Raw genomic sequence first — 14,018 nt, 5'->3', positions numbered from 1 at the left:
ATCTCGTGCTCGTCTTTCTATGTGAGCTATCACACATCTGATAGCGTTACTTAATTGAGAAACAATGAACGAAGATAATTCTCCCTCTTCTAATGAAGGCAAGAAAGAAAAGGCAGAAGGTCCGAGTAGAAAGTCCTTCTTTGAACGTCTAGGTCAACTATTTCAAGGCGAACCAAAAGACCGCCAAGAGCTTGTGGATGTAATCCGCGACTCTGAAATTAATGACCTGATTGACCACGACACCCGCGACATGCTTGAAGGTGTTATGGAAATCTCTGAAATGCGCGTGCGTGACATCATGATCCCGCGTTCGCAAATGGTTACCGTTGAGCGCACAGACGATCTTGATACTTTGATCGCGCTAATTACTGATGCTCAACACTCTCGCTACCCTGTGATCAGCGAAGATAAAGACCATGTGGAAGGCATTCTACTAGCGAAGGACTTACTCAAATACTTGGGCTCAGGCAGTAACCCATTTGATATCGAAGAAGTGATTCGACCAGCAGTCGTAGTACCGGAAAGTAAACGTGTAGACCGCCTGCTAAAAGAATTCCGTGAAGAACGTTATCACATGGCGATTGTTGTCGATGAATTCGGCGGTGTTTCTGGTCTTGTAACTATCGAAGATATCCTTGAAGAAATCGTAGGGGATATTGAAGATGAGTTCGATGATGATGAAGAAACCGATATCCGTAAGCTGAGCAAACACACGTTTGCTGTCAGAGCTCTGACAACCATTGAAGAGTTTAATGAGACATTCGGTACCAACTTCAGTGATGAAGAAGTGGATACCGTTGGCGGCATGGTAATGACTGCTTTTGGTCACCTACCATCGCGTGGCGAAGTCGTGGATATTGAAGCATACAGCTTCAAAGTAACGGCAGCCGACAACCGTCGTGTCATTCAACTTCAAGTGACGATTCCAGACGAAGAAAAGCTGGTTGAAGCCACTCAAGAGTAACGCGATACCCTAACATCGGGAATATCAGAAAAATAAAATGATGAATGTACTCTTTCATCGCCTCAAGCGGCCCTTAGTGGCCGCTTTTGTTGGCGCCTCCACTACCCTAGCATTTGCTCCTTATCAGCTATGGCCGCTTGCCATACTTAGCCCTGCTATCCTACTTATTCTTCTTGCAGACCAGTCACCTAGGCGTGCGCTTTGGATCGGTTATTCATGGGGTTTAGGGCAATTTGCGACAGGAGTAAGCTGGGTTTACGTTAGCATTGCAGGCTTTGGCGGCATGCCGCTGATTGCAAACCTATTCCTCATGGGCTTGTTAATCGCCTACCTATCCATATACACCGGTTTATTTGCGTGGCTCACTAACAAGTTTTTCCCTGAATTTACCCTAAGCAAAGCATTGCTTGCTGCTCCTGCGTTATGGCTAGTGACCGACTGGCTGCGTGGCTGGGTTATGACAGGTTTCCCTTGGCTATGGCTTGGCTATAGTCAAATTGACGCACCATTTGCCAGCTTTGCACCCATCGGTGGTGTAGAACTACTAACACTGTTCATCATGATCAGTGCTGGTGCATTGGCGTATGCTTGGATTCACAAGCAATGGTTAATGATCATCATCCCTGTGGTACTGTTAAGTGCAGGCTTTGGTATTCGCCAATACGATTGGGTAACTCCTCGCATTGAAGACACAACCAAAGTAGCGCTGATCCAAGGTAACGTTGACCAGAACCTAAAATGGCTACCGAGCCAACGCTGGCCAACCATCATGAAATACGCAGACCTCACTCGTGAGAACTGGGATGCTGACATCATCGTATGGCCAGAGGCTGCCATTCCTGCATTTGAAATTGAAGTCCCGTCGTTCTTGAGAAACATCGATACTGCGGCGAAAATGAACAACAGCGCCATTATTACGGGTGTGGTAAACCAAGGAAAAGACGGTCAATTCTACAACAGCATTTTATCGCTGGGTGTAAATCCATACGGTGATTACAGCTTTGATATGGACAAGCGCTACCACAAGCACCACTTACTTCCGTTTGGTGAGTTCGTGCCGTTTGAAGACGTATTGCGCCCACTTGCACCATTCTTCAACTTGCCAATGTCTTCCTTCAGCCGTGGCGATTTCATTCAGCCAAACATCGTGGCGAATGGAAAGCACATGGATCCTGCACTGTGTTATGAAATCATCTTTAGCGAACAAGTTCGTCAGAACGTGACCGACGATACTGATTTCATTCTAACGCTTTCTAACGACGCTTGGTTCGGTCATTCAATTGGTCCACTACAGCACATGGAAATCGCTCGAATGCGTGCTCTAGAGCTGGGTAAGCCACTTATTCGTTCGACCAACAATGGCGTAACCGCAGTGACCGACCATAAAGGTAAGGTGATTGAACAAATCCCTCAATTTGAAACCGCAGTGCTTCGCGCAGAACTTGTTCCTACCGATGGTCAAACTCCGTATCGCATCGTCGGCACTTGGCCTCTGTATATTTGGGCTGGATTAAGTTTGATGTTGGCTTGGTGGTTATCAAGGAAGAAAAAGTCATAAGTGAAAAAGAGGCTCTTAGGCCTCTTTTTTTACGTTTGTTAAAGCTGTTCTTATGGCTTGAGAGACTGACGACTAAAGCCAGTATGATTGCACTTAATGCATGGAATGATCACAGTTGGGTGGTTATATGTCGTCTTATGACCACATTCATCGCAGACCAATGTGCCAAGTCCAATAACCTCTCCCGCCTCATAAAGACCTTGATGTTCTAAGTCATCAAACAGTTCAACCCACTCCACTTTGGTTCGGTCTGTAATTTCGAGCAAACCTTGCCAAACGGAATCGGCAATTGTGAGATAGAAGGGTCCACTCTTACCTTCTTCATAGCTATCAGAAAACTCTTTTAAATCGGCTTTGACATAAGCTGATATCAGTGAGAGCTCGTCTTTGGTCATGTCGTTGGCAGCATCCACCACTTTGCCCGACGTTTCGAATACTTTGTTAACTTCATCCGGACTGTGCTTCAAGGTTTCAATCACATCCTCGAGCATTTCCTCATAACCTGCTTTACGTTTAGGCATAACTGACCTCCATCTTTCTACTACCAAGCACCATTTCAAGGCGTATGGGTACAGATTGGCTATTGTTGTGATCCCTAGCTTTAGGTATTCTATGACGATCTATTTAAGTCTGTTCTAACCGAACTCACAAATTCCAAGATAACCGGATACCATCGATGCAAGAACAATACAATCCACAAGACCTTGAACAGAAAGTTCAAAAGCACTGGGATGACAACAAGACCTTTGTTGTAAGTGAAGACCCAAATAAAGAAAAATTCTACTGTCTATCCATGTTCCCATACCCAAGTGGTCGACTGCACATGGGTCACGTGCGCAACTACACCATCGGTGACGTAGTATCTCGTTTCCAACGCCTACAAGGCAAAAACGTAATGCAACCAATCGGTTGGGATGCATTTGGTCTACCTGCAGAAAACGCAGCAGTGAAAAACAACACTGCACCTGCACCATGGACTTACGAAAACATCGAATACATGAAGAACCAACTTAAGCTTCTTGGCTTTGGTTACGATTGGAACCGTGAATTCGCAACATGTACACCTGAGTACTACCGTTGGGAACAAGAGTTCTTCACTAAGCTTTACGAGAAAGGTCTGGTTTACAAAAAGACTTCTTCTGTTAACTGGTGTCCAAACGACCAAACTGTTCTTGCGAACGAGCAGGTTGAAGATGGCTGCTGCTGGCGTTGTGACACTCCAGTAGAGCAAAAAGAAATTCCTCAGTGGTTCATTAAGATCACAGAATACGCTCAAGAGTTGCTGGATGATCTAGACAAACTTGAAGGTTGGCCAGAAATGGTGAAAACCATGCAGCGCAACTGGATCGGCCGTTCTGAAGGTGTTGAGCTCAAGTTTGAAGTCAAGGGTCAACAAGACCTAGAAGTTTACACAACACGTCCAGACACGCTAATGGGCGTCACTTACGTTGGTATCGCTGCAGGTCACCCTCTAGCGACTATCGCGGCTGAGAACAACCCAGAACTTGCTGCGTTCATCGAAGAGTGTAAGAACACCAAAGTAGCAGAAGCTGAACTGGCGACAATGGAGAAGAAAGGTATGGCGACTGGCCTTACTGCTATTCACCCATTGAACGGTCGTGAAGTTCCTGTTTACGTAGCAAACTTCGTACTGATGGACTACGGTACAGGCGCTGTAATGGCAGTACCTGCACACGACCAACGTGACTTCGAGTTCGCAACTAAGTACGGTCTAGACATCGTGCCTGTTATCAAGCCGGTTGATGGCAGCGAGCTAGACATCTCTGAAGCGGCATACACTGAGAAAGGTGTGCTGTTCGATTCAGGTGAATTCGACGGTCTAGAATTCCAAGCGGCATTCGATGCAATTGCAGCGAAGCTAGAAGCAGAAGGCAAAGGCACTAAGACTGTTAACTTCCGTCTACGTGACTGGGGTGTATCTCGCCAACGTTACTGGGGTGCACCAATCCCAATGGTAACCACTGAAGACGGTGAAGTTCACCCAGTACCCGCTGACCAGCTACCTGTTATTCTTCCAGAAGACGTAGTAATGGATGGCGTTACTAGCCCAATTAAAGCAGACAAAGAGTGGGCAAAGACAACCTTTAACGGCGAACCTGCTCTACGTGAGACAGATACATTCGATACGTTCATGGAGTCTTCTTGGTACTACGCTCGTTACTGTTCACCACAAGCTGATGACATCCTAGATCCAGAAAAAGCAAACTACTGGCTACCGGTAGACCAGTACATCGGTGGTATCGAGCACGCTTGTATGCACCTACTGTACTCTCGCTTCTTCCACAAACTGCTGCGTGATGCAGGCTACGTAACGTCTGACGAGCCGTTCAAGCAACTACTGTGTCAAGGCATGGTACTAGCGGACGCGTTCTACTTCGAGAACGAGAAAGGCGGTAAAGAGTGGGTTGCACCAACTGACGTTAAAGTTGAACGTGACGGTAAAGGTCGCATCACTTCTGCAACGGATAACGAAGGTCGCAACGTTGAACACTCAGGCATGATCAAAATGTCTAAGTCCAAGAACAACGGTATTGACCCTCAAGAGATGGTAGACAAGTACGGCGCAGACACAGTACGTCTATTCATGATGTTCGCGTCTCCAGCAGACATGACACTTGAGTGGCAAGAGTCTGGCGTAGAAGGTGCTAACCGCTTCCTGAAACGTGTTTGGAAACTAGTAAACGAGCACACATCAAAAGGTGCAGCAGAAGCAGTAGATGCAGCAGCACTTTCTGGTGACCAAAAAGCTCTTCGTCGTGACGTTCACAAAACTATCGCGAAAGTGACTGATGATATTGCTCGTCGTCAAACGTTCAACACAGCAATCGCTGCAATCATGGAACTGATGAACAAGCTAGCGAAAGCGCCTCAAGAATCTGCGCAAGATCGTGCAATCCTTGATGAGGCTCTAAAAGCTGTTGTTGCAATGCTTTACCCAATCACTCCGCACATCTCATACGAACTATGGGCTGCGCTAGGTGAAGCAGACATCGACAATGCTGTATGGCCAACGTTCGACGAGAAAGCACTTGTTGAAGACGAGAAGACTATCGTTGTTCAAGTTAACGGTAAACTGCGTGCGAAACTGACTGTAGCGGCTGACGCAACGAAAGAACAAGTTGAAGAGCTTGGTCTAAATGACGAAAACGTTACTAAGTTCACAGATGGTCTAACAATCCGTAAAGTAATTTACGTACCAGGTAAACTGTTGAACATCGTTGCTAACTAGTCTTTCACGACAAACGATACGTAGATAGCAATAACTCAAAGCAGAGCGAACTTATTCGCCTGTAAAGAGTCATTAAGCAGGGTAGTTCGCTACCCTGTTTATTTACCTCAAGCCATTCATGCTGAGTGGTTTAAGGTAAATAACCCCTTCAATTTAGGATGAATACAATCAATGCGCTTTTTCTCTTTGATTAAACTACCAGTGGTATTGGTATTAGCGGGGCTTCTTTCTGCCTGTGGTTTCCACCTTCGTGGCGAATACTCGGTTCCGGAAGAACTGCATACCATGTCTTTCACTAGCTACGATGAATACAGCCCATTGACGCGTTATATTCGCGCTCAACTTGAATTGAACAAAGTAGATTTAGTACAACCATCTTCAAGTACACCAAATCTGCACCTGATCGAAGCGACTATCGACGAACGTACACTATCGCTGTACCAAAACAGTCGTGCGGCAGAGAAAGAACTTACTTATGTAGTGAAATACCGTGTGACCATTCCTGGCTTCGGTGCAAAAGACTTCAAAACAACCGTAAACCGCAACTACCTTGATAACCCATTAACAGCATTGGCGAAGTCGGTAGAACGTGACGTTATCGAAGACGAAATGCGTCAACAAGCGGCGAGTCAAATGATGCGTCAGCTAGGTCGAGTTCGTGCGGAATACGAACAAGGTCAACCTACCCCTGATGTGATGAAGACTAACTCTACGAACACTAACTCTTAATCAGAATGCGAATTTTTGCCGACAAGCTGGCTGACCATCTAGCGAAACACATCAAACAGGTTTACCTGATTTTTGGTAATGAACCTCTGCTTATTCAAGAAAGTCGCCAAGCGATCCAAACAATGGCGCACCAGCAAGGTTTTGAAGAAAGACACCGTTTCGCGGTTGACGCTAGTTTAGATTGGAACCAAGTATATGATTGTTTCCAAGCACTAAGCCTATTTTCCAGTCGCCAACTAATTGAACTTGAGCTACCAGAAAGCGGCGTAACGACAACAGTTAGTAAAGAACTGCAAACCCTATGTGAAATGCTACACGACGACATTATGCTGGTGATCGTGGGCAGTAAACTGACAAAAGCCCAAGAAAACGCAAAATGGTTTAAAGCGCTGAGTGCAAAAGGTGATTGGGTAAGCTGCCAAACACCAGATCTGCAACGTTTGCCGATGTTCGTACAGGCTCGTTGCCGCACATTAGGGCTAAAAGCAGATCAGCAATCACTGCAAATGTTGGCACAGTGGCATGAAGGGAACTTGTTCGCACTCTCACAAAGCTTAGAGAAGCTCGCTTTACTCTACCCAGATGGCGAACTGACGGTTGTGCGCCTTGAAGAAGCCTTGAGCCGACACAACCACTTTACGACTTTCCATTGGATTGACGCTCTCCTTGCTGGGAAAGCCAACCGAGCACAACGCATTTTGCGCCAGCTTGAAGCCGAAGGCACAGAGACTGTTATCCTTATCCGTAGTGTACAGAAAGAGTTCAACCAATTACTTAACATGCATCGAGACCTTACCCAAATGGGCATGAGTCAGGTGTTTGAAAAGCATCGAGTGTGGCAAAATAAACGCCCATTCTATAATGCTGCGCTGACTCGCCTGTCAGCCTCAAGAATTTGTGCCCTTTTATCCTTGCTCACACATGCTGAGATAAAAGCCAAAACCCAATACGATGAATCTGTGTGGCCAACTATCCATCAATTGAGCCTAGAAACCTGCTCTCCTGATATTAAGCTGGCAATTTAGCTTTCAAAGCGTGATATAGTGCGCGACCAGTTTTAACTCAACGAGATTAAAACGCCCACAGACAAAAAAGAAAATACCGAGGAAAACCGAGTGCTTCGCGAAGAACTTAAAGACTTTTTAGCCGATAAAGCCGACGACATGAAAGCGGAAGAGATTGTTATTCTGAATGTAGAAGGCAAATCAAGCGTGACAGATTACATGATCATTTGTACTGGCACGTCGAAGCGTCACGTTTCATCTATCGCTGATCACGTCGCATCTGAAGTGAAGAAAGCTGGTCTAGAGCCACTAGGTATGGAAGGCGAAAATGAAGGTGAATGGGTTGTCCTAGACATGGGCGACGCAATGCTTCACGTGATGCAAGAAGAGCATCGCGAGCTATACCAACTAGAAAAACTCTGGGGTTAATCTTTTGAAAATTCAACTAATTGCCGTTGGCACCAAAATGCCAAAATGGGTCGAAGAAGGTTTTCAAGAATACCGTCGTCGCTTCCCACATGATATGCCACTTGAGTTGGTTGAAATCCCTGCGGGTAAACGTGGCAAAAATGCAGACATCGCACGCATCTTACAAAAAGAAGGCGAAGCGATGTTGGCTGCGGTACCTAAAGGTGCGCGTATCGTCACTCTCGATATTCCAGGGAAAAAGTGGGATACCCCACAGCTAGCAGAACAGCTAGAAGCATGGAAACTAGATGGTCGTGACGTGTCGATCCTAATCGGTGGTCCTGAAGGCTTAGCGCCAGCTTGTAAAGCCGCAGCAGATCAAAGTTGGTCACTGTCAGCACTGACACTGCCACACCCACTTGTGCGTATCGTGATGGCAGAGAGTTTATACCGAGCGTGGAGCATTACTGCTAACCACCCTTACCACCGCGAATAATCGCTACTTAGCTGTAGAGACAAGCGTTAATGATTCGTAAACGCCGCAGTCAAATTCGAGATTACCAAGCAGAAGCGCGTCTATTTTCTAGTCGCGCTATTGTTGCATTTATAGGTATCGTGATTTTGATGGGCTTGCTGGTTGCCAACATGTACAACATTCAGGTAAACCAGTTCCAAGACTATAAAACCCGTTCTAATGACAACCGCATTAAAGTGGTTCCTATTGCACCAAACCGTGGTTTGATCTACGACCGCAATGGTGTTCTGCTCGCTGAAAACCGCCCCGTCTTTAACCTGGAACTGACCCCAGAAAAAATCAAAGACATTGACGGCACCATCAAAGAGCTACAAACAATCCTTGAAATCACACCAGAGCAAATCGAACGCTTCCAACGTGAGCGTAAGCGTACTCGTCGCTTCAAGTCAGTTCCGTTGTTGACTCAATTGGATGAAAACCAAGTTGCGGTTTTCTCTGTCAATCAATACCGTTTCCCGGGCGTTGAGATTAGCGCTACGCTAAAGCGTTACTACCCATTCAGCGAAGTACTGACCCATGTGATTGGCTATGTTTCTCGTATTAACGACCGCGACATGCAGCGCTTAGTGCGCGAAGAAAAAGACGCCAACTACCAAGCAACTCGTGACATCGGTAAGTTAGGTATCGAGAAGTACTACGAGGACCTATTGCACGGTACGGCGGGTTACCAAGAAGTGGAAGTAAACAGCCGCGGACGTGTCATTCGTACTTTGAAATACGTTCCACCTGTGCCAGGTAAAGACATCGTCTTAAACCTCGATATCAACCTACAGCTCTATGTGCATCAGTTATTAGATGGACGTCGTGGTAGCGCGGTAGTACTCGACCCTCGAGACAATGGTGTATTGACTATGGTTTCTAGCCCAAGCTACGATCCAAATGCGTTCGTACACGGGATCTCAGGTAAAGCATACCGAGCACTATTAAACGATAAAAACCGTCCATTGGTGAACCGCACAACGCTTGGCATTTACCCACCAGCTTCAACCATCAAACCCTTCATTGCTGTAGCGGCTCTGGAAGAAGGTGTTGTGACACCGAAAACCACCCGAAACGATCCTGGTTACTGGCGAATTCCAAATTCAGATACTCGTCCATTCCGTGACTGGCTACGTTGGGGTCATGGTCGCGTCGACATCATCAAATCAATTGAAGAATCCGTCGATACCTTCTTCTACCAAATTGCCTACGACATGGGCATTGATCGCCTATCGAATTGGATGATGATGTTTGGTTTTGGCGATTATACGGGCATCGACATTTACGAAGAAAGTAAGGCAAACATGCCAACTCGTGAATGGAAAATGGCTCGTCATAAAACACCTTGGTACAAGGGCGACACTATCCCTGTTGGTATTGGGCAAGGTTACTGGACAGCAACACCAATGCAGATAGCGAAAGCGACCTCAGTATTGGTTAACGAAGGCGCTGTAACAGCACCTCACTTGCTAAAAGCAACCATCGACAACGGTGGCGACTTTGAGGAGCAAGAAAGCTCTGAATACGAAACCTACCCTCCTATCCAAAATGTGCCAGACAAATACTGGAATATGGCGAAGGAAGGCATGCGTTTGGTTAACCACGGTCCAAAAGGTACTGCTCGTCGCTCTTTCTATAATATGGATTACCAAACTGGTGGTAAGTCAGGGACCGCTCAGGTATTTGGTCTTGCAGAAGACGAAGAGTACAACGCAGATGAAGTCGCAGAACATTTACGTGACCACGCGTTGTTTACCGGTTTTGCGCCATTCGATGATCCAAAAGTCGTCGTATCAGTGGTACTGGAAAACGCAGGTGGTGGTTCGAGTAACGGCGCGCCTGTTGTGAGAAAGATCTTCGACCGTGTCATCCTTGGTCCTGAAAAAATCGAGTCAGATGAAGAACAAAACAATGCGAAGAAAGAGGTAGCGCAGTGATGAAAATGGATCCCTCTACAGGCAAAAACCGTGCTCTGTTTGAACGCTTCCATATCGACTTGCCGTTGTTACTCGGCATCTTTGCGTTGATGGGCTTTGGTCTTGTCATCATGTACAGTGCCAGTGGTCAAAGTTTGGCGATGATGGATCGTCAAGCAATGCGCATGGTGCTGTCACTGGTTGTCATGATCGTATTGGCACAGATCTCGCCCAGAACCTATGAGAGCCTTGCTCCATTAATGTTTGTTGGTGGCGTTATTCTGTTGTTTGGCGTGCTCTTCTTTGGTGAAGCCTCCAAAGGCGCCCAACGCTGGCTCAATCTTGGCTTTGTTCGTTTCCAGCCCTCAGAGCTCCTTAAGCTTGCCGTACCTTTAATGGTGGCGCGCTACATCGGTCGTCAACCACTTCCTCCGACGTTCAAAACGCTCATTGTTGCACTAATCATGGTTTGTCTACCAACCATTCTTATTGCAAAACAGCCAGACCTTGGTACTTCAATTCTGATCGCCGCTTCTGGTATTTTCGTTATCTTCCTTGCGGGTATTAGTTGGAAAATCATTGCCGCAGCCGCCATTGCTCTGGGTGGTTTTATTCCTATTTTGTGGTTCTTCCTGATGCGCGAATACCAAAAGGTACGTGTGCGCACTCTATTTAATCCAGAGTCAGACCCTCTTGGTGCCGGCTATCACATTATCCAAAGTAAGATAGCAATCGGCTCTGGTGGTATTTCAGGCAAAGGTTGGCTGCAAGGTACACAATCTCAATTAGAATTTCTTCCAGAGCGACACACTGACTTTATCTTTGCAGTAATCGCTGAGGAATGGGGTATGATTGGCTTCCTTTGCCTATTAGCCATCTACCTATTTATTATCGGTCGAGGTCTCTACCTCGCAAGCCAAGCACAAACAGCGTTTGGTCGAATGATGGCGGGCAGTATTGTACTCAGCTTCTTCGTGTATATTTTTGTAAATATCGGCATGGTAAGTGGCATCCTACCTGTAGTAGGCGTACCTTTACCGTTGATCAGTTATGGTGGTACTTCAATGGTGACACTGATGGCTGGTTTTGGCATTCTTATGTCGATCCATACACACCGAAAAGCATTCTCTAAGGCGACCTAGACCATGCAAAAACGCGCTTTATATTCCTTAGTTTTTTCTGCTTTGATTTTGGCGGGTTGTTCATCCACCGATCAAAAAACGCAGGAAGGACGTTATGAACTTGAATCTGATGTAGCTCCAGAAAAGCCATTATCAGTCGAGCACATTGAGGATGCGCACCCAAAATACGAACCATACAGCTTAGGTGGTAACAGCGATTACAACCTTCGAGGTTCAGACTACAAAATCGTTCGTGATGCAAAAGGCTTTACGGAAAAAGGTCGTGCCTCTTGGTACGGCAAGAAGTTCCAAGGTCATTTAACCTCGAATGGCGAGATTTACGACATGTACTCGATGACTGCTGCGCACAAAACGCTGCCATTACCGAGCTACGTGAAAGTCACCAATACCGACAATGGTAAATCCACGGTTGTGCGAGTTAACGACCGAGGTCCTTTCCATGAGGGTCGCATCATTGATTTGAGCTACGCGGCAGCTTACAAGCTTGACGTAGTGAAAACTGGGACGGCGAACGTAGAGATCGAAGTCATCATGGTGGATAAACCGACCGATGAAAAGTCGTTAGCGGCCCATCCTAAGTACGTCATTCAGGTTGCTTCTTCAAAATATGAAGATCGAGCGCGAACTTTAGGCCAAGAGCTTGGTCAAAAGCTGGATACGGAAACTTTCTTGGAGTCCACGGAAGGTTCGTATCGCTTGTTGTTAGGTCCATATACTGACTATTCTCTGACGCAAGCCACACTGGATAAAGTAAAGTTGCTCGGCTATTCGTCCGCATTTATTAAAAAACACAAAACTGGCAAATGACCTTGGTGTCATGATTTTCTATGCAGAGCCCCTCTTACATAAGTGGGGATTCTGTTAAGATGTCGGCAGTTAACCAAAAAATTTGAATTACCATGAATAAAAATAAGTTTGTGAAATCTATTCTCGTTTCTTCGGTTGCACTATCAGCAACCATCGCTCAATCTGCTTTTGCTTCACCAGTTGTTGTCCCAGATGCTCCTCAAATCGCAGCCAAAGGCTACGTACTTATGGATTACAACTCAGGTAAAGTTCTGGCTGAGAAAGAGATGAACACAAAATTGTCTCCTGCTAGTCTGACAAAAATGATGACCAGCTACGTAATTGGCCAAGAGCTAGCGCGTGGTAATATTTCAGAAGACGATGATGTAACCATCAGTAAGAATGCTTGGGCGAAAAACTTCCCTGACTCTTCAAAAATGTTCATTGAAGTTGGCACGACGGTAAAAGTAAAAGACCTGAACCGTGGCATCATCATCCAATCTGGTAACGATGCGTGTGTGGCAATGGCTGAACACATTGCTGGTTCAGAAGACGCATTCGTTGATCTAATGAATGCTTGGGCGGATACGATCGGTATGACGAACACGCACTTTGCGAACGTTCACGGTCTAGACAACCCTAACCTATACTCAACACCTTACGATATGGCACTGCTTGGTAAAGCACTGATCCGTGACGTACCAGACGAGTACCGTATCTACTCTCAAAAGAAGTTCACTTACAACGGCATCACTCAGTACAACCGTAACGGTCTACTGTGGGATAAGAGCATGAATGTTGACGGTATCAAAACGGGTCACACAAGCAATGCTGGTTACAGCCTAGTAAGCTCTGCAACAGAAGGTCAAATGCGCCTAGTTGCGGTTGTGATGGGAACAAAAGATGCGAATGCACGTAAATCAGAAAGTAAAAAGCTTCTGAGCTACGGTTTCCGTTTCTTCGAAACAGTGGCACCTCATAAAGCGGGTGAAACTTTCGTAGAAGAAAAAATCTGGATGGGTAACAAAGACACCATTGCTCTGGGTCTTGACCAAGATACCTACGTAACCCTACCTCGGGGCGAAGCAAAGAACCTAAAAGCAAGCTTCGTACTTGAAAAAGAACTTGAAGCCCCAATTAAGAAAGGTGATGTAGTTGGTAAGCTATACTATCAAATTGATGGTGAAGATATTGCTGAGTACCCACTAATGGCACTGGAAACAGTAGACCAAGGCAGCCTATTTAGCCGCATGTGGGACTACATCGTATTGTTGTTTAAGAGCTTCTTCTAACAGTCGCTTCTGACCAACAAACAAGTCTACAAAGCCGCCAACTAGGGCGGCTTTGTTAATCTTGAGTTCACCCTAATTTGACTGTACTATTTCGCACCGCAACGAATACCAACTGGAGTTACCGATATGCTAACCATCAACTCTGATGCAAAATTGAAAGACCTGCTTGAGTTCCCTTGTTCATTTACTTACAAGGTAATGGGTCATGCAAAGCCTGAGCTTCCAGAGCTAGTTCTAGAAGTTATCCAGCGCCATGCTCCAGGTGACTACAGCCCAACAGTAAAACCAAGTGCTAAGGGCAACTACCACTCGGTGTCTATCAACATCACTGCAACGTCTATCGAGCAGGTTGAAACCCTATACAAAGAACTGGGTGAAATCGACATCGTACGCATGGTTCTATAATTTTTTGATAAATTAAATTTTTTTTGAAAGCAGCTTCGGCTGCTTTCTTT

At 45.9% G+C, this 14,018-nt stretch carries 13 protein-coding genes; 12 read left to right on the top strand and 1 reads right to left on the bottom strand.

Annotated elements, in window-relative coordinates; translation table 11 throughout:
- Positions 1-64 precede the first annotated feature (64 nt).
- A complete protein-coding gene (gene corC, locus J4N44_RS03490) occupies positions 65-964 on the top strand; it encodes a CNNM family magnesium/cobalt transport protein CorC (RefSeq protein ID WP_005425551.1) in 900 nt (299 codons plus the stop codon).
- Positions 965-1,001: 37 nt separating this feature from the next.
- The gene (lnt, locus tag J4N44_RS03485) at positions 1,002-2,522 is read left to right on the top strand and encodes an apolipoprotein N-acyltransferase (RefSeq protein ID WP_252044853.1); all 1,521 of its coding nucleotides are present in this window, start codon (positions 1,002-1,004) and stop codon (positions 2,520-2,522) included.
- Between the two features lie 50 nt (positions 2,523-2,572).
- Here the strand turns inward: lnt and J4N44_RS03480 are convergent, their stop codons facing one another.
- Entirely contained in the window at positions 2,573-3,043 is a 471-nt protein-coding gene (locus J4N44_RS03480) for a zinc ribbon-containing protein (RefSeq protein WP_005447499.1), read from the bottom strand.
- 155 nt (positions 3,044-3,198) lie between these two features.
- Here J4N44_RS03480 and leuS point away from each other — a divergent pair, with 155 nt between their 5' ends.
- From leuS to ybeD, 10 genes are all read left to right on the top strand, one after another.
- Entirely contained in the window at positions 3,199-5,772 is a 2,574-nt protein-coding gene (gene leuS / locus J4N44_RS03475) for a leucine--tRNA ligase (protein ID WP_009697741.1), read from the top strand.
- 171 nt (positions 5,773-5,943) lie between these two features.
- The gene (locus J4N44_RS03470; protein ID WP_009697740.1) at positions 5,944-6,501 is read left to right on the top strand and encodes an LPS-assembly lipoprotein LptE; all 558 of its coding nucleotides are present in this window, start codon (positions 5,944-5,946) and stop codon (positions 6,499-6,501) included.
- A 5-nt stretch (positions 6,502-6,506) separates the two neighbouring features.
- On the top strand, positions 6,507-7,526 hold the full coding sequence (gene holA, locus J4N44_RS03465; RefSeq protein ID WP_005447513.1) for a DNA polymerase III subunit delta: 1,020 nt from the start codon (positions 6,507-6,509) through the stop codon (positions 7,524-7,526).
- 90 nt (positions 7,527-7,616) lie between these two features.
- Positions 7,617-7,934 (top strand): ribosome silencing factor, encoded by a 318-nt coding sequence (gene rsfS, locus J4N44_RS03460; protein ID WP_009697738.1) that lies wholly within the window; start codon positions 7,617-7,619, stop codon positions 7,932-7,934.
- Between the two features lie 4 nt (positions 7,935-7,938).
- Positions 7,939-8,409 carry a 23S rRNA (pseudouridine(1915)-N(3))-methyltransferase RlmH gene (gene rlmH, locus J4N44_RS03455; protein WP_005447517.1) on the top strand — a complete coding sequence of 157 codons (471 nt, stop codon included), beginning with the start codon at positions 7,939-7,941 and terminating at the stop codon, positions 8,407-8,409.
- 29 nt (positions 8,410-8,438) lie between these two features.
- The gene (mrdA, locus tag J4N44_RS03450; protein ID WP_252044852.1) at positions 8,439-10,364 is read left to right on the top strand and encodes a penicillin-binding protein 2; all 1,926 of its coding nucleotides are present in this window, start codon (positions 8,439-8,441) and stop codon (positions 10,362-10,364) included.
- Entirely contained in the window at positions 10,364-11,485 is a 1,122-nt protein-coding gene (gene rodA / locus J4N44_RS03445) for a rod shape-determining protein RodA (protein ID WP_005447521.1), read from the top strand. The genes mrdA and rodA overlap by 1 nt, the downstream gene beginning before the upstream one ends.
- A 3-nt stretch (positions 11,486-11,488) precedes the next feature.
- Positions 11,489-12,292, top strand: coding sequence for a septal ring lytic transglycosylase RlpA family protein (locus tag J4N44_RS03440; protein ID WP_009697737.1), 804 nt, complete (start codon positions 11,489-11,491; stop codon positions 12,290-12,292).
- Positions 12,293-12,384: 92 nt separating this feature from the next.
- Positions 12,385-13,563, top strand: coding sequence for a serine hydrolase (locus J4N44_RS03435; RefSeq protein WP_005447533.1), 1,179 nt, complete (start codon positions 12,385-12,387; stop codon positions 13,561-13,563).
- 126 nt (positions 13,564-13,689) lie between these two features.
- Positions 13,690-13,968, top strand: coding sequence for a DUF493 family protein YbeD (ybeD, locus tag J4N44_RS03430; protein WP_005384135.1), 279 nt, complete (start codon positions 13,690-13,692; stop codon positions 13,966-13,968).
- The last annotated feature ends 50 nt before the right edge of the window (positions 13,969-14,018 follow it).

Source organism: Vibrio sp. SCSIO 43155, assembly GCF_023716605.1.
GTDB lineage: Bacteria > Pseudomonadota > Gammaproteobacteria > Enterobacterales > Vibrionaceae > Vibrio > Vibrio harveyi.
The sequence above is the reverse complement of the archived record's forward strand: the minus strand, read 5'-3'. Positions and strand labels throughout refer to the sequence as shown.

What these genes read in the sequence shown, in the direction of transcription:
- J4N44_RS03440 (WP_009697737.1), top strand. Translation starts at nt 11,489, where the DNA reads ATGCAAAAACGCGCTTTATATTCCTTAGTTTTTTCTGCTTTGATTTTG.
- J4N44_RS03435 (WP_005447533.1), top strand. Translation starts at nt 12,385, where the DNA reads ATGAATAAAAATAAGTTTGTGAAATCTATTCTCGTTTCTTCGGTTGCA.
- corC (WP_005425551.1), top strand. Translation starts at nt 65, where the DNA reads ATGAACGAAGATAATTCTCCCTCTTCTAATGAAGGCAAGAAAGAAAAG.
- rodA (WP_005447521.1), top strand. Translation starts at nt 10,364, where the DNA reads ATGAAAATGGATCCCTCTACAGGCAAAAACCGTGCTCTGTTTGAACGC.
- mrdA (WP_252044852.1), top strand. Translation starts at nt 8,439, where the DNA reads ATGATTCGTAAACGCCGCAGTCAAATTCGAGATTACCAAGCAGAAGCG.
- holA (WP_005447513.1), top strand. Translation starts at nt 6,507, where the DNA reads ATGCGAATTTTTGCCGACAAGCTGGCTGACCATCTAGCGAAACACATC.
- lnt (WP_252044853.1), top strand. Translation starts at nt 1,002, where the DNA reads ATGATGAATGTACTCTTTCATCGCCTCAAGCGGCCCTTAGTGGCCGCT.
- J4N44_RS03470 (WP_009697740.1), top strand. Translation starts at nt 5,944, where the DNA reads ATGCGCTTTTTCTCTTTGATTAAACTACCAGTGGTATTGGTATTAGCG.
- leuS (WP_009697741.1), top strand. Translation starts at nt 3,199, where the DNA reads ATGCAAGAACAATACAATCCACAAGACCTTGAACAGAAAGTTCAAAAG.
- ybeD (WP_005384135.1), top strand. Translation starts at nt 13,690, where the DNA reads ATGCTAACCATCAACTCTGATGCAAAATTGAAAGACCTGCTTGAGTTC.
- J4N44_RS03480 (WP_005447499.1), bottom strand. Translation starts at nt 3,043, where the DNA reads ATGCCTAAACGTAAAGCAGGTTATGAGGAAATGCTCGAGGATGTGATT.